The sequence below is a fragment of the Paenibacillus sp. FSL R5-0912 genome, assembly GCF_000758605.1.
Lineage (GTDB): Bacteria > Bacillota > Bacilli > Paenibacillales > Paenibacillaceae > Paenibacillus_AQ.
On sequence record NZ_CP009282.1, the window covers coordinates 1,118,611 to 1,142,874 of the forward strand.

Sequence of the window (24,264 nt, forward strand, 5' to 3'; positions counted from 1 at the left end):
AATAGAACCAGGAAAGATCTTGCAGGATTGAAAGGTGGATACACATGTCAGCGGTGAATATGAATGCGGCAATGAATTACGGAAGCAGGGAATCCTTTTTTGACGGGAAGCTTATCGAGTATATTGGCTGGTGCCTGGCAGGCTGGCTGGTTACGGTCTGCACTCTCGGGATTTGCTATCCCTGGTCTGTGGTAATGATCTACCGCTGGAAGGTGGAGCATACCGTAGTAAACGGGCAGCGTCTGCGGTTTGACGGTACGGCAGTAAGCTTGTTCGGACAATGGATCAAGTGGTTCCTGCTGTCGGTAATAACGCTGGGGATCTACAGCTTTTGGGTCATGATCAAGCTGGAGCAGTGGAGAACGAAGAATACCCATTTCCAATAATCCGCCGCATGATTTAATACGTTTTATAGGCAAAGAGCCATCGTCCGTAACCGGATGATGGCTCTTTGCTGGTTTACTTAGAGTCAGGGCAGGCCTGCGAGGCTGGTTCGCAGAGCCTTTATTGCACCTTTTGCGGCTCCGGGTAGGTTACGCCGAGTGTATCAACCGTAACCTTCTTCATTACCGGCGGCTGTTCAGGGCGGTCATTAGCATCACGCGGCAGATTGACGATATCCTGTACGGCTTCCAGTCCTTCGGTAACCTTGCCGAAAGCGGCATAGTCCCCGTCGAGACTCGGATATGCAGCGGTCATAATGAAGAACTGTGAACCCGCCGTATCCATTTCCCGGCTTCTGGCCATAGACAGAACGCCTTCCGTATGCAGCAGATTGTTAGTGAAGCCGTTGTTCAAGAACTCTCCGGCGATGCTATAGCCCGGACCGCCCATCCCTGTACCGTCAGGGTCGCCGCCCTGAATCATGAAGCCGGGAATAACCCGGTGGAAGATCGTTCCGTCATAGAAGCCCTTCTGGATCAGCGAAATGAAGTTGTTGACCGTGCCCGGGGCAACCTCGGGATACAGCTCGGCCTTGATGATGGCGCCGTTATCCATTTCAATGGTAACCACCGGATGGCTGGCAGTTGCAGAAGGTACGCCTTCTGTAGCTGCAGCAGCATTATTGTTTACAGGCTTGTTGCCGCAGCCCGCCAGAATCACGAGCATCAGACACATCACCGCAAGCAGGATGACGGGTTTTCTTGTAGTAAGCATCAGTCACAATCTCTCCTTTTATCTTTGAATAATCTGGTACAGTCACCCTTGTATCATACCTTCTTTGTCCCGCTTCTTGCAAAGCCTGCCCCTTGGGCCGGGATTGGCACATTCTCCAAAGAGGGGTAGAATGGGGGGATGTGCTTCCAAGAACCACTGAAAGGATGTGTGCAGCATGAATTTTTCATGGAAGCGGAACCTGATCGTGCTCTGGGTAGGGGTTTTCTTTTGCAGTACGGCATATTCGATCTCGATTCCGTTCCTCTCCATTTTTCTTAGCGACCAGTTAGGTGTTACAAGCCATTTGGAGATCTGGTCGGGGGTCAGCTTCGGCATTACGTTTCTGGCCAGCGCGCTAATCTCGCCTTATTGGGGTTCACTTGCCGACAAATACGGCCGCAAGCCGATGCTTATCCGTTCGGGCTTCAGCCTGGCGGCCCTATATCTGATTAATTTCTTCGTGCATGATCCTTATGTATTCTTAGTCGTGCGTATCCTGCAGGGACTGCTCGCAGGGTTCGTTCCGGCAGCAATTGCTATGGTAGCGACCAACACACCGGAGGATAAGACTGGCTATGCGCTTAGCATCATGTCTACAGCCGGAGCCACCGGCAGTATCATCGGGCCGCTCATCGGCGGTGTAGTCAGCTATTATTCCAGCAATCGCATTGCGTTCCTGTTCTCGGCTGTTATTGTGCTGGTCTCCGCGCTGATCGCCACCTTCTTCGCCAAGGAAGAGAACTTCGACCGTTCAGCCCCGCGTTCCAGGGTACGGGATGATATCCGGGAAGCCGGCCAGAACCGGGCATTTATCACCCTGCTTCTGCTGGCGGGCATCAGTACCTTCTCCGTCATGATTCTGGAGCCGCTGCTGCCGATCTATCTGCTGGACATGGGGATTTCGCGCAGCAGCGCCTCGCTTAGCTCCGGAATCGTTTTCTCTGCAGTCGGCATCGCTACCGTAATTATGGCACCGCAGTGGGGAAGAATCGGCAGCCGCAAAGGCTATGGCTTTATTCTCTTCATCGGGCTAATCGGTGGAGGCATCGGGAATATTCTGCAGTATTTTGTATCAGGTTATGTAGAGTTTGCTATTCTTCGGTTTGCCTACGGCTTGTTCTATGCCGGTGTGCTTCCTTCCGTGAACGCGATGATAGTCCAGGTTATTGAACCGGGATTTCGCGGGCGGGCCTTCGGGCTGAATCAGGCGGCCAGCCAGCTGGCAACGATGGCGGGCCCGATTATCGGCGGTCTGCTCGGAGCCTTCCTGCCGATCCGCTGGGTATTTGTCATTAACGGCATCATGCTGCTTGTAGCAGCTGTGCTCGTGAAGACACACAAGCTGGAATCGAAGGTGAATGCTGCCCACGCAGGAATCCAGGTGACACCCTGAGAATTAACTGCCGCCGTTTGTTTTCTTGTGAAGATCTTTGACGGCGGCCAGCGTTGTTCCTTCAGGAACAGGGAGCAGTGCGCTTTTGGAGATGCCGATGAGCTGGGAGCTGTATATGCCGCTGTGTCCGGAGAACAAATAGCTGATTACGCAGGCGATGAACATATATACCGCTCCGCCGGAACCGAACAGTTCAATGCCCATAATGAAGCAGGCAAGCGGTGTATTGGTTGCTCCGCAGAAGACGGCGATGAACCCGAGCGAAGCCAGAAAAGGTCCATAGAGATGAAGCAAGCCGGCCAGACTGTTCCCCAGCGTGGCTCCGATGGCAAATAGCGGCGTCACTTCACCGCCCTGGAATCCGGTCCCCAAGGTGAAGGCTGTGAAGATGAGCTTCCATAGAAAGGCGAAAGGATGTACGTCTGCTTCGAAGGAGCTGCTGATCAGCGGGATGCCCAGACCGAGATAATCTCTGGTACCTGCAATATAGACCAAGGCGATAATGATCAGTCCGCCGAGGGCGCTTTTGAGCATAGGATTACGGATAATGGCTGTGAAGCTCCGCTTCAGATAATGGGTGAGCTCGCTGAACAGCAGGCTGACCAGACCGAATACAATAGAGGCCGCGATGACCTTGACCAGCACCAGCGCGTCCATGCCGGGAAAGACATCCACCTTATAGTGGATATGGTGAACGTCCCACAAGCGGGAAGCCACTAGGTCGCCGGTGAAGCTGGCAACAAAACAGGGCAGCAGTGCCTTGTGGCTGATCAGGCCTATGGCGATAACCTCCAGACCGAAGACTGTCCCAGCCAGCGGAGTCCCGAAGATCGAGCCGAAGCCGCCGCTGATTCCGCACATCAGCAGTATTTTCCGGTCAAGCGGATTGATTCGGATCCATCTTCCAAGCGCATCGGCCAGACTGCCGCCCATCTGCACTGCCGTTCCTTCACGTCCGGCAGAACCGCCGAAGAGATGAGTAATCAGGGTCCCAATAAGGACCAGAGGCGCCATTCGTAGCGGAATGGCTTCATTCCCCTGCTGAATCTGCTCCAGAATCAGATTGTTCCCCTTTGCGCTATTCTTGCCGAACCGCATATACATACCGCTTACCAGAGCGCCCCCCACAGGCAGCAGGAACAGTAGCCAGCCATGCTCCACCCGGACCTTGGTTACGGCATCCAGGCTTTTCAGGAAAATAGCCGAGGCACTCCCCGACAATAGTCCAACCCATCCTCCCAGCACCACCCATTTCACAAATGTACTCCAAAGAGCGAGCTGGCTCTGCCGCGCTGCAAGCTCCACCCACCGTGCATACTTCCTCTTCATCCTGCTATGCCCCCGTATCCCTAGTCTATTCCCTGAAAATAAACAGACTCCTACCAGCGAGTAGTCACTGGTAGGAGTCATTAGTCCCGAAGGACGGTTATGGCGAACTCCATCGCCGTATTGAATGCAATTATAGTAAGGTTATTTCGTTCAAAAGTCAATACAGTTCTGCCGCTTATTCCTCTTCGCCGCTCGAGCCGTTCAGCACATCGGTACCGGGCATAGCATCGGGGTCCGGGGAGACCGGGTCAATGGGGCTTTCGGGATCAAGATCGTCGGCATCCGGAATATCCTCCAGCGGAAGCTCTTCCTCTTCCTCCAGCAGCTCCTCCTCCTCCGCATAATCAATTACATTGCCGGTCAGGCCTGCCGCGCCGGCAGCGTACAGTGCATCCGATTCCAGGAGCTCGTCCCGTTCCGGCGCCGGAGTCCCTGCCTGTGGGGGAGTCCGGTCCGCCCGCGGGCCCAGCCCGGAATCGGGCACATTCAGTCCGATGTCGGCAGCCAGAATATTATCGCCGACCAGTGCCGGATCTGAACCGTCGTCCACTACACCGTCGAAATCTATGGGTGTGAAATTAGCGGGATCATGGCTGGCCAGAGCAGATTCAAGCGGCCGGTTCCCGGCAGTGTCCACTTCGTCGCTTGGACTTTGTTCGGTAATCGTACCGAGCGGACGCAATTCTTCCAGCGGAATATCCTGTTCCGGGGAAACGCCGCCCATTTTGGTATAACGCTCGTACGCAAAGTCGGCTTCGGTCTTATTGAATTCATTGCCCATTGCTGTTCAGCTCCCTTTATTTTAAGTCTGCCCCTCTTTGGGGACAGCATGATTAACCGCCGCTTTCTGATCCTTGTCGGGAAGTGCGCCGGGATAGGTTGCTTCCTGGAACAGTCCGGAGTCTTCATCAATATCCCGCTCGGTAATCAGGTCCTCACGGTCTTGTTCTTCACCATCAGCGGGTTTCTTATGAGTGTCCATCGCGAGCCTCCTTTACCTTTACCTATAGTAATTGTATACCCTTTAAACCGGCGGCGAATCTATTCGGCAGCCAGGCAGGTAGCCATCTGCTTAATATATTCAATCCTCCCGTGGAATAACCACATTTAGCGTGTAAATATAAGAATGCATAAGCTTCACAAGCTAACTTAGCTTCTATTTTTCGAGGTTTTTTGCAGGATAAGGCAGGTATAGTGCGAACGTTGTCGAAAATAAGAATCATATGAACTACATAAATACAACTAAGGATTCACTGGGGTGCCACAATGAAGTTGCCTTCAACTAAAACAGCAGCCGCACTAATTATGCTGCTGCTCGTAATTTCCATAATCCTGGTTGGCATTGCCATGGAATGGGGCGGACATAAAGAAGTAGCCTTACCGGCATGGCAGCTTAAATGGGAACATGCAGCTATACATGATATCCAGGAGGCGATGGCTGCTCCTTCCGGGGAGTGGAGGACCGTGCAGGCGCGGGCAGACAAGCCGCAACCGCCTGCAGAAGCGGATTCAGTCTGGCTGCGGTTTTCTTTGCCGCAGACAGAGGCGAATTCAGCACTCCTGATCGACAAAGTATACGGCGACAGCCTTAAGGCATATATAGACCACCGGCTCATCTATGATTCCAGTGAGGTGATCAATTACAGCGGCAACAAGGTGCTGATTCCGCTATCCGGGGAGGACAGTGCCAAGCAGCTGTATCTATGGAGTGCCGGCGGCGGCAGAGATTTCGGCATCGGGGGTAAGGTCAGGGTAGGCAGCTACGACAAGCTGCTGTCCTTCTATGTGAAGCAGGATCTGGTGGATATTGTCATTGGAGCGGCGCTGATATTTATGGGCGGAGCGCTGATGATCTGTCTGTTCTTCCTTAAACCGGAATTTTTCACAGGCGGATTTTTTCTGATTCTGGTCATTATATCTTTTGGTGTGCTGCTGATTACGTATTCCCCGTTTCTGCGGCTGATCGTGAACAGCCAGGAGCGGCTTACGGGAATCTGCTTCGATCTGGCGCTCTTCACACTTTTGCCGGCGTTTACGATCTACTTTGAACAATTATTTGGACCCGGCAAGCGGGGATATACCACCCGGCTGCGCAATGTTCAGCTGGCTTACTCCTTGTTCTGCCTGGGGGCGCTTGCTCTGAATGCTGTGCTCTCTTTCCGGCTCGACTATCTGTACTCCTTCCTGACCATCAATGTTACAGGTGTGCTGATTATGGCGCAGTTTGTTTATTTGCTGTATATGTCGCTGACTTATGCCCTCAGAGGCAATAAAGATGCTGTGATTTTCTCGGTGGGGTTCTCTGTCTTTGCCTTCCTGTCCCTGAGTGAGCTGCTGATCTATTATTTCTCTTCGGAGAGGTATCATCTGTATTGGTGGAAATGGGGAATGGTTCTGTTCGTTATTTCCCTGATTGTTATTCTGGGAAGACGGTTTGCGGGGAGTCATGAGCAGGCTTTGGAATACTCCAGGGAACTGGAGAAGTTCAATAATGATCTTCAGCGGTCGGAGAAAATGGAGATTATCAGTGAACTCGCGGCCTCGGTTGCCCATGAGGTACGGAATCCTCTGCAGGTAACCCGCGGTTTCCTGCAGATTCTGGGAGAACGCTCCGCACAGAAGGAGAAGGAGTATCTGCAGATGGCCATGGAGGAGCTGGACAGAGCCTCGGTCATCATTACAGACTTTTTGACGTTCGCTAAACCTGGTATGGATACGGTAGATGTATTTGAAGTCTCCGGAGAGCTGAAGCATGTGTCAGGTATTCTGGTGCCCCTCGCCAATCTGCAGGGTGGAGCCATTGAACTGCATCTGCAGGAGGATCTTCAAGTCTCGGGCAGCCCGGCCAAATTCAAGCAAGCGTTCATTAACCTGATCAAGAATAGCATTGAGTCCTTGCAGGAGGAAGGCCTGATTGTAGTAACTGCTTGGAAGACAGGCGGACATGTGGTCATCAGTGTGCAGGATAACGGCGAAGGCATGAAGGTCAGTGAGCTGGCCCGGCTCGGTGAACCGTATTATTCTAATAAGAAGAAGGGAACGGGGCTTGGCCTCATGGTTACTTTCCGGATTATTGAAGCGATGAATGGTTCCATAGAGTTTCAGAGCAGGAAGAATGAGGGGACAGAGGTTATTGTTAAATTACCAGCTAACGGAAATAATTAGGAATTATTTTTGTTTATCCCGTTTTTTTGAAGGGATGGGCGGAGGGTGAAGCGAAATACTAACATTAACAGAACTTTGTTTCTGAAACTTTCTTCTGAGGTGTTTGCATGTCTTTGATGTTCAAAAGTTTACATATATCGTTGGTGCTGTTTCTGCTCTCAGTAGCCTGTGGGCCGTTTCTGGTGTCCGCGCAAAGGTACTATCCTGCCAGCGAGATCAGCCATTGGCAGATGAAGTGGCAGGAGGGGCCGGGAGACAGCGGGCGTAAGATTCCTCTGACGGACACGGAGGGATGGATGGAGATCGAAGCGAGGACTGAGATGCCTCAGCTGCCTTCCGGGGTATCCTCCGCCTGGACGAAGATAACACTGCCCTCATATAGCTATGCAGCCCCTTCTGTCTATATTGATGCGATCTATGCCCTGCATGTCAGAGTGTATGTAGAAGAACGGCTGATTTTCGAGAGTGACCGCAACTTTATCAAGGATAATTATTCACTGCTTGTGCCTCTGGATATGAGGGACAACGGTAAAATAATGTATATTTGGACGGAAACCCTGAAGGACCGGATCGGAATCAAGGATAAGATCGTGGTCGGTGAGCATAGTGTTCTGATTAAGGATTATATTAAAAATGGACTTATCGATGTGATCCTGGGCGGCGCCTTTGTGTTCGTGGCGGTGGTCCTGTTTGTCTGCTCATTTTATCTGAACAAGGAGTACTTCCCGGTAGCAGCTTCTTTAGCCATAGTGATAGCCTCCACCGGAGTGCTGTCTATTACCTACTCTCCGTTTACATATACCTTCTACAGTTATCTGGGACCGGTCAGCGTGGTGTTCTTTGACGTGGCACTGTTGTCGCTGTTGCCTTCACTGACCTTTTTGTTTGAGAAAATATTCGGCGGCGGCAAATTTGGCATCATCCGCTCGTTCCGCAAATTCGAGTCCTGCTACTCCCTTTTTTGCATCCTCTGTCTGATTGTTAATACGCTCTCCGGCGACAGGATTATAGAATTCTACTATTTTGTCTCGACTAAGATTCTTGGGATCATCATGATCTTGCAATTCATTCTGCTAATCGCCTGTGTGATCATATTCTCCCTGAAGCGTAATAAGGATGCCATCATTTTTGCCATTGGTTTCGGTACTGCGGCATTAACCGGGGTCTCGGAGCTGGTCTGGTATTATGTTAAGGGCGGAAATTATGACCTGTTCTACTGGAAATGGGCGCTGGTTGTATTCATTCTGTCGCTGATCGTCATCCTGGGCCGGCGGCTGGCACAGAACCATCAGCAGGTGGTGAAATATTCGCGTGAGCTGGAGCTGTTCAACAATGAACTGCAGCGTTCGGAGAAAATGGAGATTATCAGCGAGCTTGCGGCGTCTGTAGCCCATGAGGTGCGCAACCCGCTTCAGGTTACCCGGGGGTTCCTCCAGCTGCTCAGCGAGAAGTCGAATGGCGATGAGCGGAGATATCTGTTCATGGCACTCAGTGAACTGGACCGTGCAGCGAGTATTATCACGGATTTCCTGACCTTTGCCAAACCGGAGTTTGAGCAGGTTTCCCTGCTTAACGTGAACGATGAATTCAAGCATATCCAGAGCATACTCTTGCCGCTGTGCCATTTAAATGGAGGCAAAATGATTCTGGATGTTGAGGATTGCTTATGGGTTAAGGGCAACTCGTCCAAATTCAAGCAGGCGCTGATCAATATTATCAAGAATAGCATCGAATCACTGGGAGAAGACGGCGCGATCCACCTGCGGGCCTATGGTAAAGGGGATAAAGTATATATTCATATTAAGGATAACGGGGTGGGAATGGAGCCTGCGGTCCTCAGCCGGCTGGGTGAACCGTATTTCTCTTCCAACAAAACAAAAGGTACGGGTCTTGGACTGATGGTTACCTTCCGTATTATCGAGGCGATGGAGGGTGAAATCCGCTTCATGAGCAAAAAAGGAGCCGGAACCGAATCCATCACCATTCTGCCGCGTGCAGAAGGTCCGGATGATTCCAACTCCCTATTAGCTTAATTTCATTAATGAAAGTTACCAGATGCCGAGCGCAGAGACATTAGTCTTCATCATTCCGGAAGCCGGACTCGGAGGAATAACGAGATAGAACTCATTGGAGCCTTCCTCTACTGTCTTCAGTGTAATGTTATCAGGAAGGGTAATGCCGAGCACTTCTTTGAGGGCTGCTTTCGGATCTGTGAGTAGTCTCTGTTTGAAACTTGGATCTTCCCAGGCCTTCTGAATCACTTGATTCTTAAGAATTGCGTCTGACAATACAATCACCCTTTCAAAATGGTTATATTTTCCTGATAAGCATAACATAGGCCAATCTATAATTCTATTGCTTTTTGTATATTTTATAAAATATTCATATTTTTGGTTAACCAATAATTGAGCCCTCCGCTTTGCAATAATTGCTTCTCGGCTTCGATCGCTGCGGCCATATGCTGCAGGTTCTTCACCAGCACCTGATGGAAGGATAGCAGATGGGGAAGCTCCAGCGTGAAGGCTTCAAGTGTGCTGTGATTAACCAGAGCTGTCCCTGCATACGTAGCAAGTCCGCCTGTTGTAAAAATAAAATCCTTCACCGATGATTTAGTGAGCGGTACTCCGTCATCCTCCCCATAGCAGCGTGCCAGAGATAGCAGGCAATTGTAATTTCCCTCCTCCAAATCCTGTTCCCAATCCTCATAGTCGTCAAGCATCTGCAAGGTCAGCAGTACGCCATGAATCATCTCTTCGGCTTCGGTTATCAGGTGGGCTTGGTCTGAGAGCAGCAGTGCCGCCGTGCTGGTAAGCTTAAGCGGACTGGCTTTATGGGAGATGCGGAGGCGATCCCTCAGGAAATAATCTCCGCCGGCTTCACCGCTTACACTGTCTGCCCACTCCGAGATATAACGGCCAAAGTATGACCAGAACGGGGAATCTGCCGGGAACAGCGGACGGTAAATATTCAGAAACTCGACATAGAGCAGATTGGCCAGCGGCAGTGCCTGTGCAGCGGAGAGCTCATTACTGTCCATCAGATCATCCTGGAGGAAAAAGTAGAGCATAAAGAAGACATTGCCGACCGACATTTGACGGGTCAGGGGGATACTCAGGCCGCATCTGTCTTGCAGCCAGAAGGGGAGAAGATAACATATGTAATTTTTGTGGCTTCCTGCCCTAAATACGTTAAACTGATCAAGATAGGCCAGGCCTTGAGCATTAAGCGGTTCGGGAAACGCTGAGATAACCGTGCAGCTCTCCTGAAAAACCAGGCGGAGCTCGTCCTCGTAATCATGAAGCCAATCCATGGGCTTGTCTCCTGTCAACAATGTATTGTTCTTCTACTATTAGGAAAAAAGTGGGTATTTGTCATGATTATAGTCCTAGATTCAGCCTATTTCAATCCAATTTTGGAAATGAGGTCTCTGGGGTCTAACGGACTACTTAACCGGAGAAATTCCAGACCGGGAGAAGGCTGGAACAACGGAATAACATTATGTGAGCACTGCAGAAAGGAAGAAGTTAAGCATGGATATTATCAGGTTCGGACTGGTGGGCGGAGGCTGGCGGGCTGAATTCTATCTGCGGATCGTCAGGGCACTTCCGGAGCGCTTTGCCGTAGGGGCAATGTACGTCCGGAATAAGGATAAAGCGGAAGCATTGAAGAGAATCTGGGGAGTAGAAGTATATACTTCCATCGATAAGTTTATAGAAGCAGGTGGCTATTCCTTTGCAGTCATCTGTCTGAAGCGGGAGATCAGTAAAGACTACATTATTAGACTGGCGGCGGAAGGAATTCCGCTCCTGGCGGAAACCCCGCCGGCGCCGGATCTGGAACAGCTCACTCAGCTATGGAAAGCGCTGGACCGTTCAGCCGTTATCCAGATAGCCGAGCAGTATATGTTCCAGCCGATGCATGCAGCCCGGATCAGGCTGGCCCGCTCAGGACGCCTCGGGACAATCAGTCAGGCTCAGGTGTCAGCGGCCCATGGATATCACGGGATCAGCCTGATCCGGCAACTGCTGGATCTCCGCTTCGAGAATGTGAGTATCCGTGCACAGCGTTTCGGTTCTTCTATTATTAACGGCCCGCAGCGCAGCGGGCCTCCGGCTGCCGAGGAGCTGGTGCAGACCGAGCAAACGCTGGCTACCCTCGATTTCGGCGGCAAGCTGGGGGTCTATGATTTCACCCGTGACCAGTATTTCTCCTGGATTCGCGCTGGCCGCGTGCTCGTCCGTGGGGAACGTGGAGAGATGATGAACGATGAGATATCCTGGCTGCAGAGCTATGACACTCCAGTCTACAGCCAGCTGCGCCGGATCGATGCCGGCCACGGCGGGAACCTGGAGGGCTTATATCTCAGGGGAATTATGGGGGACGGGGAGTGGCTGTACCGCAATCCCTTTATTCCTGCCCGGCTAACGGAAGAAGAAATTGCTATCGCGGAGAGTCTGTACAGAATGCAGCGGCATGTAGAGGGAGGTCCTTCCGTCTACAGCCTGGCCGAAGGCAGCCAGGATCAGTATCTGGCGCTGCTGATGGAGCAGGCAGCGGCAAGCGGGGAGACCGTCATTTCAACTACTCAGCCTTGGGCGGCGGAGTGACCAACTGGCGGGTGGCGGATGGAAGAGCGGAGCAGGGAGTATCAGTATCAGGGAAGTGCCGGATGTAGTGAAAAAACGAGTCCCTATCCACAAAAGTGGATAGGGACTCGTCTGCTTAGAGATACTAAAGGGTTGGGTACCGCAACCGCAATGCAGTGCAACTTCGCTCAGAATTCCTGCACGAAATACAACATTCTTCGAGATATAGAACCCTTAACCGGAAATTGTCTCATTCTTACAACATTTTTTTTGCGCTTACCTGTTCTGATCACACCAAGCGAGTGTATAGTCCTGGGACTAACTCTATTATTGTACTTCAGCTTCACTGAGCCTGGCTGCAAGCGCAACATACTCTCCGCGCAGGCGGACTAGCTTCGACACACTTTGCTCCAGGCCGCCGAGCCGGTTGCGCCGGGTCCATAGCTGCCGGTAATGATGAAGCAGGAGGTCCAGATCATGGATCAGCTCCTGAACGAGTGTCGCATCAATCTGCGGCGTTGCCCCGGCCATTTGTTTCTTAAGCCGGGTCAGCTGCACGGCATGCTTCACGAAGTGAACCCCGTTGCTTAGCTCTTCTGCGACTAGACCGGCATCATCGCATTCCAGGGCGAGCCCTTCAAGCTTGGCTTCTATGCCGGCGATGTAATGCTCAAGCTGCTGAAGCTGCTCTCCGGTCAGCTTCTCTGCCAGATGCACATGATCCAGACTGCTGCGCAGCAGCATGGACATTTCCGTATCATTCGGGCGGAGGGTTCCGGATTCGAAGGTGTAGTAATTACCGAGATCGAGCAGTAATTGCCCGATGGCTCCGGAGCGGTCATGGAAGATGGATGTGTTCAGGTATCCGGCAACATCCGCTTCAAGATTGCCCTCCACATGCCAGGCCAGTGCAGCCCCGTATACCAATCCGGCGTAGCTGACCGGCAGATGCTGCCAGTGGCCGAAATCGCCCCAATCTGTAATCAGGTAGCCGATTGCACCATTACGTTTGCCGTGGACTGCCGCACTGCGCAGATTAGCCAGCATATTGTCGGTCCGTCCGGTAAGTGAATTCCAGGAGCTGGTTCCCGGACAGACATAGAACGGAATCTCTGCTTCACGGAATTTCAGGGTATCCGCTTCGAAAGGATGAGCGGCGCTATAGCCCCATTCCATGGCGATAATATCCTTCGGCAGGCGGGGAATCAGCTCCGGATGCTGGATAATGATATCACCCCAGAACTGCATGGTTTTACCGCGCTCCGTAACGAGCCCGTGGATTTTCTCCAGGAAAGAGAGATAGAGCTCGCCTTTACCTTCGGAGTCGGCCTTCGCTTTGCTTTTGCCAAGCCCCAGTTCATAGGTCTCGTCACATCCGACATTGAATAGCTGCGAATGGAAGTAAGGAAGAAGGTCATCATACATTGCGCCCAGAAGCTTCAGTACTTGCGGATCTTCCGTATCGAAGGTTCCGGGATGCATAAACAGCCCATTGGGATACAGATCACTGTCATACATATGATCAGGGAGCATGAAGCCTTCGGGAATTTCGGCCAGACTATTGAATTCAGGACGGGTCAGCCAGCCCTCCATGTGGCCGAAGCTGTTCTGGTTAGGCACCAGCTCAATATATCGCTCACGGCAGTAGGCATCCAGCAGCAGAATTTCCTCACCGGTAATGGGCGTTTCCAGCTCCCAGACCTGCGGGAAAGACTCATAGGCAAATGGAACTCCTTCTATATATAGCTGTAACTGATTCAGCTTCAGATCGGACATCAGATCAATGATCCGGTACAGGGTCTCCAGCTTGGGGATTTTGTTGCGGCTGATATCGATCATGAGTCCTCTGGCGGCAAAATCCGGCTGATCACGGATAACCAGCTGGGGAATACTTCTGCCATATTGCTCCAGCAGCTGCTTCAGCGTTCCGACCGCATAATAAGCGCCCTCCGGGGAGCCATAGGCAACGGTGATTCCGTGTTCATCAATGTGAATCTCGTAGGCTCCGGCCGTCAGCAGGGCATTATAGCTGAAGGTAAAGGCGGAAACAGTGGAGGGGCGTATCCCCACCGACAGAGACAGACGGAGCTGAACCGCCTGTAAAGTAATCTGTTGAAGCTTGCGGGCTGCCGGGAGTGCGGTTTGATTCCTCTCACCGGCCAGAACAATGCTCCCCCTGGCCGGAAGGAGAAACAGGCCCTGGGATACTGAGACCTGCTGGGGGTAAGGGAGCAGCTGTAAATTACGGATTTCAGGCATAGCGTGGACACCTCTTATTCATGTAGAATATGATCATCTTCATAACAACCATATCACTCCTAAACAGGTGGAGGAATGCAATGTATGCCCAAGCTCATGGATTATATGATCAGTCCCTATCCGATCCGGATTATCGATCCTAAGGTGGAAGCTTCCAGGCTCCGGCTGAAGTCGGTACGGATAGGGCAAGCGGGTCATCTGCCGGGAAGAACGCTTTTTCGTTCAGGTGTGGTGTTCGAGCACTGGGCACTAGTATACATAGTTTCGGGAGGCGGTTCGTATAGTGAGAACGGAGGCAAGGAGCAGCAGGTCCGCGAAGGGAGCCTGTTCTTTTTCCGTCCCGGCTGCAGCTACAGTTTTGGACCGCCTTCAGGAGGGTATTGGGATGAATACTATATTAATTTCGCCGGAAGCCGTGTCACGGAATGGCTGGAGACTGGAATGATAGCCGGAGGGGCTGTCTGTCAGGCGAATGCGGTACAGGGACTTACGGCCTTGTTTGAAGAAGTTCTGGGGCTAATGGACGGCGGGGCTCCCGGAGATGCGGACCGGGCGGCCTTGAAACTCGAAGAGATGCTGCTGGAATGTTCACTGTGTATCGAGGGCAATAACCGGCTCCAGCAGGCAGAACCTATGTCTCATATCCGCGAAGCGCTGAATGCATGCATCTATGAGGAGCCTGATCTGCCTGGAATCGCTGCAGGTCTGCACATCTCCATGTCCACACTCCGCCGTACGGTTCGCAGAAGCAGCGGTTACCCCTTGCATGAATATATCCACCGCCTCAAAATGGCAGAAGCCAAACATCTTCTGCTCAACACTCCCCTGCAGGTGCAGGAAATCGCGGCGATGCTTCATTATAGAGATTCCTTCTATTTCTCAAGGTTGTTTAAGAAGTATATGGGCATTTCTCCGCAGAACTGCCGCAACAACATATAAAAACCGACATAATTCTACTTTATTTTTGGATATATGTCGTAATTTGCAGATTATTGTTGACATGCGGAAAAAGACAGTGATATGATTTAGTATATATTAGCAGTTTTTTGAATAGTTCTTCTAGACTATGCCGGAGATGAAGCCATGAGAGAATATTACTGCATCAGTTGCCGCAGTCTCCATAAGGTGGACGCAAGAAATCATACCTTACGTATTCTGTCCACCGGGTATCATATCGTTGGCGAACAGCGTTACCAGATTTGCATATGCAATAGCGCCAAGCAGCAAATAACCTTGCCGGCGGTGACTGATTAGACTGCAGACGACAGAATGACCATGACGGTAGTGAATATTATATAAGCAACAGCCTGTCCCTCCAGGGAGACAGGCTGTTCGTCTTGTGCAGGAAATTATTGATTGACCATGAATTCGCTTTTATTTCGAATTATGGATATAACTGAGTGCGATTTTGTAAAAAAAGTTATTTAACATGCTTTTTATTTTAAAAGTAAACGCTGTCATAAAAAACGAAACTTGTTATTGTGATTTTTCTCATGTATGATGCTTTTAAACATAGCTTAGAATAAGCTCGAATTTTCCACAAACTGGAGAATAGGGTGGTGGGATGAAAATTAAAGTAACAGCTGAAGACAGAATGATCGCATTTTACAGAACCATTTCTTTGTCCCTCACATCGTTTATGTTCCTCATGGTTCCTGCGGGGCCTTCCGTAATATACAAATCCCTACTAATCATTGTGCTATTCTTATTTGCTCAAGTATTCACTTTCTATTACCGGAGGCTTCGTGCAAGACTGCGTATTCTTAAGCTCGTTATCGGCATAGAGCTGACGGGAATCATTGTACTGACGCTATTTACAGGGGGGTATGACAGCCCGTTTAAGCTGTATGTGCTGAGTCCCGTCCTGATTGCTGCAGGAACGCTATCATTCTATTTTGTATGGAGCCTGCTTCTCGGGTATTTCGGCATCGTTGCCGCGCTATGTTATTTTCTCCCCGGTTCTTCTGGGAAATCTTTCTCCGAAATCGTGCTTGCGAACGGCAACATGTTTCTAGCCCTGGCTCTTGCGGTTATAGTTATGCAAATGGTTAATGGGATAAAGCGGCAACGGGAGGAAGCAAACGCGCGGACCAACGATACCATGGAACATATCAAGTCGCTGTATCACATCGTGGAAACATCGAGCCAGCATGATTTCATGAACATCGGCCAAGTCATTACCGACTACGTTGTAAAGCTTACCAAGCTGGAGAAGGCCTTGTTCTGGTTCGCGAAGAAGAGCGGGGAACCCGCTCCGCAGAGCCGGCAGACGGGCTGGCAGCATGAGGAAGAACGGTTTCTGTTCATGGAGCTGGAGAAGCATGAGCATGAATGGAGGCTGCAGCGGGAACCGGTATTCAAGAGTCTGCCGGGTCTTGGAGATTTCCTGCTGATGCCGGTAAGGATGAGCACACGTTTCGTCGGGATGATCGGTGTTAGGCTGGAATCCTCCGAAGGGCTGGAGGGCCGCAGATGGTATATCCAGCAGCTGATGTTCCTGTCAGAGCTGAGTGCGATTATTCTTGAGCGGCATGAGCTGGGCGTGATCGAGAACCGGCTGATCATCACGAACGAACAGAACCGGATAGCCGATGAAATGCATGACAGTGTATCGCAGAGTCTTTTTGGCATTGTATATGCTACGCATTCCCTGAAGCAGTCGTGGCGCAAAATGTCCGAAGGCGAGCTGGAGGAGCAAATTGAGCTGATCCACGATTCAGCCACCAAGGTGGCCAAGGAACTCAGGATCACCATCTACAGCCTCAGCTCCAAGAAGAGCGGCGGCCCCAGCTGGCTTGGCATGGTCCGTTCACATCTTAAGAGCCTGTCCCGGCTCAATGATGTGGAAATTGAACTAAAAATAACGGGGGATGATTTCAGTCTCCCTTATCCTTACCACAAGGCGCTCTTCCGGATTATCTCCGAAGCGACAGGCAACGCCATACGTCATGGTGCGGCCAGCCGGGTGGATGTTGAATTGTCCCTTAAGCCCAAATGGATCAGACTATCGATTATCGACGATGGCGTCGGATTCGATACGGACTTGATCTGGACCGAGTCTGAGGATAACACCGGCGGACTGGGAATGAAGAATATGCAATATTTGGCACAGTCCCTTGGCGGTGACTTCCAGTTGACCAGCAGTGAGAATGCAGGAACCAGAATTTTGATCTCCATCCCTGTCGGTGTGGCTGAACTGAAAAATGCATAAACTTTAGGCAGGAGGTCGTTCAAGTGAAAATCGTCATTGTTGATGATCACCCTTTGGTGAGAAGAGGATTGGCTGCTGTGATTTCAATGCAGTCTAATCTGGAGTTTGCCGGTGAGGCTACGAATGGCCAGGAAGCTCTTCTCGTTATAGAAGAGATACAGCCTGATCTTGTGCTGATTGACCTGAAGCTGGCCGATGAATCGGGTCTGGACATTATCAAAGCAGCACGTATCCGCGGAATTGTCAGCAAGTTCATTCTGCTTACGTCCTCCGCCAGCCGGGAAGATTTCCTGAAGGCGGAAGAAGTGCTGGTAGACGGCTACGTGCTGAAGGAAGCTTTGCCGGAGGAATTGCTGTTTGCGATTCAATTGGTGCACAAAGGCAGAAAGTATTATGATCCCGGCCTGATGGAAGACAAGATGCGGATGAGCGGCAACAGTCCAACGGATGAATTGACACCGAAGGAGAAGGAAGTGTTGATTGAGCTTGGACAGGGGGCCTGCAACCGGGAGATCGCTTCCCGCTTGTTCATCAGTGAATTCACAGTCAAGAAGCATGTCAGCCAGATTCTGGCGAAGCTTCAGGTAGCGGACCGGACGCAGGCGGCATTATATGCCAATGCGGTTGGGCTTACCAAATACGAGATGTCGTACGACTAAGGTTACCTCATAACGGATGATTTATGAACACGGACAATGATGTCCGTGTTTTTTTGTGTTCTTAGGTCAATAACCTACCAAGGGCATCTGAACATTTTCTGAACAGTTTCTTTAGCTTTCAAAGTATGAGGTGACACGTGAAGTAGGTAACGCTACCAGATGCTGTTAGTTATTACCAGCCATATGGTACTAAAGTATACCATCCCTACCCTCTTAGGGACTAAACGGCATCACACGAAAGTGAAGTGTAAAGGGATGCTATGAGGCATGTGACAAATGTTGCGCGTTGATAGAATAAAAGCAAGAGTTCTGAAATTTTCATGATTGCTTTCAAAATGAACACATGCGGAAGGAGGGTTACTGTGGAAAAGACGATTTTGGATTACATTAACCTGATTAAAAAAAGATTATGGTTAATCACGGTGTTCGTGCTTATCTCCTGCGCCACCACCTTCTATGTCAGCAAAAACTTCGTTGTCCCCGTCTACTCCGCCTCTGGACAGCTGCTGGTCAACAACGTCGTAAATGTTCCCGAGAGCAACAATCTCAACGCACTCAACTTCAGTCTTAACCTCATCGAGAGCTATAAGGAAATCATGAAGTCACCAACGATTATGAAGAGTGTGATTGCGGAGCATCCGGAATTTGGTCTGACGGCAGGCCAACTCGCTGCCAAGCTGCAGATCAAATCCTCAGAGAAAAGCCAGGTAATTAATCTGAGTGTGCAGGATGAGGATTACGCCACCGCAGCTACGATCGTAAACGCGGTCTCGCAAACATTCATCCGCAGCCTGCCGGCGCTTATGAATCTGGACAATGTAACGTTCCTGACCCCGGCGGACCCGGCAAATCAGCCTGGACCGGTCAATAGCGGTTCTACCATGAACATTATCATCAGCTTTGTAGTCTCGCTGATGGCGGCAGTAGGAATCATCCTGCTGATGGAAACGCTGAACGGTACATTAAGATCGGAGAAGGAAGCAGAGTTCGATCTTGGCCTCCCGGTCATTGCCAGTATTCCGGCAATCCGTAAACGTGATTTGGGCAAGGCGGCAAATGCTAAGGCAAGAGTAGGGGAGGGCGCTTATGTTACGGCTGAATAGAAGTTTGATTACGGACATGAACCCGTCCTCGCATATCTCTGAATCCTTCCGCTCGCTGCGTACCTACATCCGCCAGCTCGGTCTGCTGAAGGGCAATGGTGGACAGGTGCTGCTCTTCACTTCTGCGGAAGGCGGAGAAGGCAAGACAACGATCCTCTCCAATCTGGCCGTATCCTTTGTCCAGGACGGCAAGAAGGTGGCTGTTGTAGATTGCAATCTGAGGAAGCCCGGACTGCACAGTGTGTTCGAGGTAGAAGGAAGTCAAGGGCTGGCCGCATATCTGGGCGGTTATGAGGAAGCCAAAGATATTGCCGTATACGGTAGCCTGGCTAATCTGGCCGTCATTCCTGCCGGTATTACCAGTGTCAGTCCCCCGGATCTGCTCGGCAGCGACAAGATGTCAGCCCTGCTGGAAGAACTGAAAGCAAGCTTTGATCTGATTCTGCTGGATTCGCCGCAAGCGGTGGAATTCAGTGATGCCCGTATTCTGGCTCCGCTCTCAGACGGTGTTATCATCGTGGCCAGACATGGCCGGACGAAGCGTGAGTCTCTCCGCAAGCTGAAGGCTCTTATGGAACAAACAGGTGTAAGGATTCTCGGAATTGCGATGAACCAGACCAAATAATGTACTGAAGCGGCAAGGTGAATGAAACTTTTGGGAGGTATGTGTGATGAAAAAGGTCAAAAAGGTAATAATCCCGGCAGCCGGGTTAGGCACACGTTTCCTTCCGGCAACCAAAGCGATGCCTAAGGAAATGCTGCCCATTATCAACAAACCAACGATTCAATATATCGTGGAGGAAGCGATCGCTTCCGGGATCGAAGACATCATCATCGTTACCGGTAAAGGAAAGCGGGCGATTGAGGATCATTTCGATAATGCCTTTGAACTCGAATCCAGATTGCTTGAAGACGGTAAGCTGGAGCTGCTCAAAGAAGTACAGCGTTCCTCAAAAGTGGAAATTCACTATATCCGGCAAAAGGAACCCAAAGGTCTGGGCCATGCCGTATGGTGTGCCAGACGGTTTATCGGGGATGAACCCTTCGGCGTTATGCTCGGCGATGATATTGTAACCGGACAGGTCCCCTGCCTGAAGCAGCTGATTGACCAGTATGAAGAAACACAGAATTCAGTGATTGGTGTTCAGGTCATTCCTGATGAATTCACCAACCGTTACGGGATTATCGAACCGGATCTGCAGGACGGACGGCTCTACCGGGTTAACAACTTCGTGGAGAAGCCTCCGCTTGGAACAGCTCCTTCCAATCTGGCGATTATGGGACGTTACGTGTTCACACCGAAGATCTTCAAGTATCTGGACCTTCAGGAAAAAGGCGCGGGCGGCGAAATTCAGCTCACGGACGCGATCCAGAAGCTGAACCAGAGCGAACGGGTATATGCTTATAACTTTGATGGTACGCGATATGACGTTGGTGAACGCCTTGGTTACATTTTGACCACACTGGAATTTGCTCTACAGAGCGAAGATTTGCGCTATCCGGTCATGGATGCAATGTCGGAATGGCTGAAACAGGCTGGACAAACCACACTGAGCAGCTGAACCAACAATATTTAGGAGGAATGAGGAGAGATGAGCATGCAAAAACTGCCGGAAGACTATGAGGCCGTCCTGCCGAAACTTTACATGCTGCATGCCAATGAAGGAAGTAAGGAAATGGATTCCTATCTGGTATTGAAGCGGATTATCGACATTTTTTTCTCCGCTCTTGGCCTTCTCGTACTGCTGCCGCTGTTCGCGGTGGTGGCTGTCCTAATCAAGCTGGAGGATCCTAAAGGCAAAGTATTCTTCCGCCAGAACAGGGTCGGCAAGGATGAGAAGCTGTTCCCTATGTACAAATTCAGATCCATGGTCTCCAATGCCGAGGAGCTGAAGGCCAATCTGATGGCCTACAACGAGGTGAGCGGCGCAATGTTCAAGATCAAGAATGATCCCCGCATCACGCGGACAGGAAGATTCCTGCGCAAGACAAGTATTGACGAACTGCCTCAGCTCTGGAACGTGCTTATGGGCCATATGAGTCTGGTCGGCCCCCGTCCCCCGCTCGTTGAAGAGGTGGCGCAGTATACGGAGTATGACAAACAACGGCTGATGGTTACACCGGGCTGCACCGGGTACTGGCAGGTTAATGCCAGAAACAGCGTTGGCTTTGACGAAATGGTCCAGCTGGACCTGACCTATATCCACATGCGCAGCACTATGCTGGATCTTAAGATCATTGTCAAAACCGGCCTGATGCTGCTCGGCTCCAAAAATGCTTATTAAAATTATGGGAATTGGGTGAATGCCGATGCTTGTACACGGAGAAGTACCTAAGATTTCCATTATCATCTGCACCTACAACCGGTCGGCGCTGCTGGTCAAGACTCTTCATTCGCTGCTTCCGCTGGAGAATCTGGACCAGGCCGAAATCATCGTAGTGGATAACAGCTCCAAGGATGATACGGCAGCCGCCATCCGGAGGTTTATTGATACCTATGGTGCTGATATGGATATCCGTTATCTTCTGGAGCCGGTGCAAGGACTGTCGGCGGCCCGGAATACGGGAATTCTGGCTTCCAAATCGCCGCTCATCGCCTTCCTGGATGATGATGCGATACCTTGCCGGACCTGGATTAGTACGATCGTAAGTACGTTTGAACAGAAGCCGGAAGTGATGGCCATGGGCGGTAAAATTGCTCCGATCTTCGAGAGCAAACGGCCGGAATGGCTGATTAAGCCATTCGAGCTTCCATATACCATAGTTGATCTGGGCAACCGGATCAGGGAATATCCGAAGCGTCTGCACCCCTGCGGAGCCAATATGGCGATGCGCAAGATCGTGTTCGACATCAGCCTGTTTCCGCTGGAGCTGGGGAGAAAAGGTGATTCGCTGCTCTCCGGTGAAGAGACCTGGCTGTTCGGCCAAATCCAGCAGGAGGGGCATTCCATTCTCTATCATCCGGAGATGGCGGTGGATCATTTCGTACCGGCTAACCGATTGACGGAAGACTGGATTATGAAACGTTATTACAGCCAAGGCATATCCAATGCGATGAAAAGCGAAGGGATGAAGGGCAACCTGCTGCTGCTGGGCAAAACAGGAGCCAAGGTGATGTACATTCTGGCAGATTCCATTCTCTCCCGCAGTCAGGGAAGAAGGCTGCTGAATAAATGCCGGCTGGAGAGTATTCGCGGAACTCTCCATATGATTTGGAACCGGAAGAGGGAATCCGCAGCGGGGTGAGGGGAGTGCGTGACATGACTAATTTTGAATGGGGCTCCAAAATAAACGCTTTGCCATACGGAATGCTCTATCTCATGTCCGCATTATTCCTGGGGGCAGCAGTCATCTACCAGCCGGTCATAGCCATAGCTGCTGTACTCCTGATTATGCTGCTGTTCGTCTCCATCTCCCGTCCGGAACTGATCAGCTACTTCGTTCTGCTGACCACCGCAGTCTCGATTAACTTCCTGTTCAGCGGCAGTATGTTCGGTGTTGAGATTCTCTCACTCTACAAACTGGTTATCCTGATGCTGCTGGTGCCGTGCATTCTGGTCAACGGCCTGAAGTTCCGGCTCAGCCCCCCCCTGTGGGCGATGCTGGCGCTGGTCTTCATCACCTTCACCTTCTCCATCTGGCTGCCGGAGATGAGCTCATCGATTGCAGTCAAAGCTTTTATCGGATTATCGCTGCCCTTCGTATTCCTGCTTATCAATTGGAAGAAGGAGGTGGCTGAGAAGCAAATCCGCATCATCACCCTGCTGCCGCTGGTCAGTGTATTAGCCGGAGTGGTGCTGCAGGCGGCTCATCTGCATTCCTTACTCGACATCGAATTCACCGGCGCAGTACGGATTCAGGGGGCGAACATTCCGGCGCATCTGGCTATGCTGGCTTTCATGGGAGTCGCGATCGCATTCATTGAAATTAAGCGAAGCCCGCAGCATATCCGCTTTTACTACACAATGCTGGGTCTGAATTTCCTGATCCTCATTGGAACCGGGACACGGGGGCCGATTCTGGCACTGGTCCTGATGGTGCTCTATTATTTCTACGACATCTCACGCCAGTATTTAAAAGGCAAAACGAAATTCCTGATCCCGCTGCTGTGCTCGCTGCTGGTAATTACCTCAGCAGTATACCTGCAGCTCGATAACATCAAGAAACGTTCCTTCGAACGTACGACGGAAACGGGGGTCGACCTGTCAGGGCGTGCGGAAGCCTGGGAGTACTTCCTGAACAAAGCGGAGGATTCCCCCTATGCGGGACGGGGTCTTGGAGCGGTGACGGTGGCGAATGACGGATCGCTCTACAAAGGGTTTGTTGTTCCGCACAATGAGTATATCCGCTTCTACTTCGATGGAGGGTATTTCGGCGCAATCCTGCTGCTGCTTTCCTTGTTGGCTGTGTTCCTTCTGGTGTACAGGGCTTTGGCACCGCCGGTCAAACCTTATTATCTGCTCTTTATAGCAGCGTTTCTGATCTACTCATTTACAGATAACACGCTGTCGACGGTCCAATTCATCATTCCGTTCTGTTGGTACCTGAACTGCCTGTATCGATCTTCACAGCTGGCCGATTCCCCACAAAAAGAAGTGATACGATGAACCAAGTGAATATGTTCGATGTCAATTTCGATAACTATGATTTCATGGACCTGCTCGATTACATTGACAAAACGATTCAGGAAAGGAACCAGTCCTACATCCTGACATGCAATGTCGATCATGTGATCAAGCTCCGCAAGGACAAAGAGTTCCAGGAAGTCTATTCCGAAGCCGGAGCTGTTGTGGCAGACGGAATGCCGCTCATCTGGGCTTCCAAAATGCTCGGTAAGCCGCTGAAGCAAAAGGTATCGGGAGCAGATCTGTTCAGCAGGCTGGGCAATGCTTTTGAACAAAGGAAATACCGGCTGTTCTTCCTGGGCTCAGCGGAAGGCGTGCCGGAGCAGGCGACGAAGAACCTGAAAGCAGCTTATCCGGGTATCAATGTTGTCGGCTGCTATTCTCCTTCCTACGGCTTTGAGCACAACGAAGAAGAGAACCAGCGGATTATCCAGATGCTGACCGAGAGTCAGCCGGATATTGTGTTCGTAGGCGTGGGAGCGCCGAAGCAGGAGAAATGGATATACCGTCACTATACCTCTTATCAGGCGCCGATCTCGATCGGTGTGGGCGCAACCTTCGACTTCCTGTCAGGCTCGGTCAAACGGGCTCCGGATTTCATGCAGAGAACCGGAATGGAATGGCTGTGGAGGCTCAGTCAGGAGCCGGGCCGTCTATGGAAAAGATACCTTGTCGATGATGCCCAGTTCCTGGTGCTGCTCCTGAAGGAGCTGCGCAAGCGGGAAAAAGTGAAGAACAGCAAATCGCAATAAACGAGAAGCGGCGGAGACGGGAGG

Annotated in this window: 22 protein-coding genes and 1 riboswitch; of the genes, 15 read left to right on the forward strand and 7 right to left on the reverse strand. The window is 51.1% G+C overall.

Annotated elements, in window-relative coordinates:
- Nucleotides 1-44: 44 nt before the first annotated feature.
- Complete coding sequence (locus R50912_RS04825; RefSeq protein WP_042232850.1) at nucleotides 45-386, forward strand: DUF898 family protein; 342 nt, start codon at nucleotides 45-47, stop codon at nucleotides 384-386.
- Nucleotides 387-504: 118 nt separating this feature from the next.
- On the opposite strand, the gene R50912_RS04830 is transcribed toward R50912_RS04825, so the two are convergent.
- On the reverse strand, nucleotides 505-1,158 hold the full coding sequence (locus tag R50912_RS04830) for a peptidylprolyl isomerase (RefSeq protein WP_042232851.1): 654 nt from the start codon (nucleotides 1,156-1,158) through the stop codon (nucleotides 505-507).
- Nucleotides 1,159-1,333: 175 nt separating this feature from the next.
- Here R50912_RS04830 and R50912_RS04835 point away from each other — a divergent pair, with 175 nt between their 5' ends.
- A complete protein-coding gene (locus R50912_RS04835; RefSeq protein ID WP_042232852.1) occupies nucleotides 1,334-2,551 on the forward strand; it encodes an MFS transporter in 1,218 nt (405 codons plus the stop codon).
- Nucleotides 2,552-2,554: 3 nt separating this feature from the next.
- Here the strand turns inward: R50912_RS04835 and R50912_RS04840 are convergent, their stop codons facing one another.
- From R50912_RS04840 to R50912_RS04850, 3 genes are all read right to left on the reverse strand, one after another.
- Nucleotides 2,555-3,880, reverse strand: a complete 1,326-nt coding sequence (locus R50912_RS04840; protein WP_042232853.1) for a voltage-gated chloride channel family protein — start codon at nucleotides 3,878-3,880, stop codon at nucleotides 2,555-2,557.
- A gap of 64 nt (nucleotides 3,881-3,944) precedes the next feature.
- Nucleotides 3,945-4,006, reverse strand: a riboswitch (Fluoride riboswitch).
- A gap of 49 nt (nucleotides 4,007-4,055) precedes the next feature.
- Entirely contained in the window at nucleotides 4,056-4,661 is a 606-nt protein-coding gene (locus R50912_RS33085; RefSeq protein ID WP_052415996.1) for a hypothetical protein, read from the reverse strand.
- 21 nt (nucleotides 4,662-4,682) lie between these two features.
- A complete protein-coding gene (locus tag R50912_RS04850; RefSeq protein ID WP_042232854.1) occupies nucleotides 4,683-4,862 on the reverse strand; it encodes a hypothetical protein in 180 nt (59 codons plus the stop codon).
- A gap of 284 nt (nucleotides 4,863-5,146) precedes the next feature.
- Between R50912_RS04850 and R50912_RS04855 the strand changes: the two genes are divergently transcribed.
- Together R50912_RS04855 and R50912_RS04860 are read left to right on the forward strand one after the other, a co-directional pair.
- On the forward strand, nucleotides 5,147-7,045 hold the full coding sequence (locus tag R50912_RS04855) for a sensor histidine kinase (protein WP_052415999.1): 1,899 nt from the start codon (nucleotides 5,147-5,149) through the stop codon (nucleotides 7,043-7,045).
- A gap of 116 nt (nucleotides 7,046-7,161) precedes the next feature.
- On the forward strand, nucleotides 7,162-9,078 hold the full coding sequence (locus R50912_RS04860) for a sensor histidine kinase (protein WP_231637772.1): 1,917 nt from the start codon (nucleotides 7,162-7,164) through the stop codon (nucleotides 9,076-9,078).
- Between the two features lie 15 nt (nucleotides 9,079-9,093).
- Here the strand turns inward: R50912_RS04860 and R50912_RS04865 are convergent, their stop codons facing one another.
- Both R50912_RS04865 and R50912_RS04870 read right to left on the reverse strand, forming a co-directional pair.
- Nucleotides 9,094-9,333 (reverse strand): NHLP leader peptide family RiPP precursor, encoded by a 240-nt coding sequence (locus R50912_RS04865; protein ID WP_039302970.1) that lies wholly within the window; start codon nucleotides 9,331-9,333, stop codon nucleotides 9,094-9,096.
- A gap of 83 nt (nucleotides 9,334-9,416) precedes the next feature.
- Nucleotides 9,417-10,355, reverse strand: coding sequence for a hypothetical protein (locus R50912_RS04870; RefSeq protein ID WP_042232856.1), 939 nt, complete (start codon nucleotides 10,353-10,355; stop codon nucleotides 9,417-9,419).
- Between the two features lie 220 nt (nucleotides 10,356-10,575).
- Here R50912_RS04870 and R50912_RS04875 point away from each other — a divergent pair, with 220 nt between their 5' ends.
- Nucleotides 10,576-11,652: a Gfo/Idh/MocA family protein gene (locus R50912_RS04875; RefSeq protein ID WP_042232857.1), complete on the forward strand. Its 1,077-nt coding sequence runs from the start codon at nucleotides 10,576-10,578 to the stop codon at nucleotides 11,650-11,652.
- Between the two features lie 306 nt (nucleotides 11,653-11,958).
- Here R50912_RS04875 and R50912_RS04880 read toward each other — a convergent pair whose 3' ends face one another.
- Nucleotides 11,959-13,890: a beta-N-acetylhexosaminidase gene (locus tag R50912_RS04880; protein WP_052416001.1), complete on the reverse strand. Its 1,932-nt coding sequence runs from the start codon at nucleotides 13,888-13,890 to the stop codon at nucleotides 11,959-11,961.
- 84 nt (nucleotides 13,891-13,974) lie between these two features.
- Between R50912_RS04880 and R50912_RS04885 the strand changes: the two genes are divergently transcribed.
- The 10 genes from R50912_RS04885 (at nucleotide 13,975) to R50912_RS04930 (ending at nucleotide 24,240) form a co-directional block, all read left to right on the forward strand.
- Entirely contained in the window at nucleotides 13,975-14,829 is an 855-nt protein-coding gene (locus R50912_RS04885; RefSeq protein WP_042232858.1) for a helix-turn-helix domain-containing protein, read from the forward strand.
- 625 nt (nucleotides 14,830-15,454) lie between these two features.
- Nucleotides 15,455-17,101, forward strand: coding sequence for a sensor histidine kinase (locus R50912_RS04890; protein WP_042232860.1), 1,647 nt, complete (start codon nucleotides 15,455-15,457; stop codon nucleotides 17,099-17,101).
- 23 nt (nucleotides 17,102-17,124) lie between these two features.
- Nucleotides 17,125-17,760 carry a response regulator gene (locus tag R50912_RS04895; RefSeq protein ID WP_042210777.1) on the forward strand — a complete coding sequence of 212 codons (636 nt, stop codon included), beginning with the start codon at nucleotides 17,125-17,127 and terminating at the stop codon, nucleotides 17,758-17,760.
- Between the two features lie 362 nt (nucleotides 17,761-18,122).
- On the forward strand, nucleotides 18,123-18,863 hold the full coding sequence (locus tag R50912_RS04900; protein WP_039302983.1) for a YveK family protein: 741 nt from the start codon (nucleotides 18,123-18,125) through the stop codon (nucleotides 18,861-18,863).
- A complete protein-coding gene (locus R50912_RS04905; protein WP_042232862.1) occupies nucleotides 18,847-19,488 on the forward strand; it encodes a CpsD/CapB family tyrosine-protein kinase in 642 nt (213 codons plus the stop codon). Before R50912_RS04900 ends, R50912_RS04905 begins: the two co-directional genes overlap by 17 nt.
- 46 nt (nucleotides 19,489-19,534) lie before the next feature.
- Complete coding sequence (galU, locus tag R50912_RS04910) at nucleotides 19,535-20,425, forward strand: UTP--glucose-1-phosphate uridylyltransferase GalU (protein ID WP_042232864.1); 891 nt, start codon at nucleotides 19,535-19,537, stop codon at nucleotides 20,423-20,425.
- A 30-nt stretch (nucleotides 20,426-20,455) separates the two neighbouring features.
- A complete protein-coding gene (locus R50912_RS04915) occupies nucleotides 20,456-21,148 on the forward strand; it encodes a sugar transferase (protein ID WP_039302991.1) in 693 nt (230 codons plus the stop codon).
- A 19-nt stretch (nucleotides 21,149-21,167) separates the two neighbouring features.
- Entirely contained in the window at nucleotides 21,168-22,109 is a 942-nt protein-coding gene (locus tag R50912_RS04920; RefSeq protein WP_231637773.1) for a glycosyltransferase, read from the forward strand.
- Nucleotides 22,110-22,123: 14 nt separating this feature from the next.
- Nucleotides 22,124-23,470: an O-antigen ligase family protein gene (locus tag R50912_RS04925; RefSeq protein ID WP_042232866.1), complete on the forward strand. Its 1,347-nt coding sequence runs from the start codon at nucleotides 22,124-22,126 to the stop codon at nucleotides 23,468-23,470.
- The gene (locus tag R50912_RS04930; RefSeq protein ID WP_042232868.1) at nucleotides 23,467-24,240 is read left to right on the forward strand and encodes a WecB/TagA/CpsF family glycosyltransferase; all 774 of its coding nucleotides are present in this window, start codon (nucleotides 23,467-23,469) and stop codon (nucleotides 24,238-24,240) included. Before R50912_RS04925 ends, R50912_RS04930 begins: the two co-directional genes overlap by 4 nt.
- Nucleotides 24,241-24,264 lie beyond the last annotated feature (24 nt).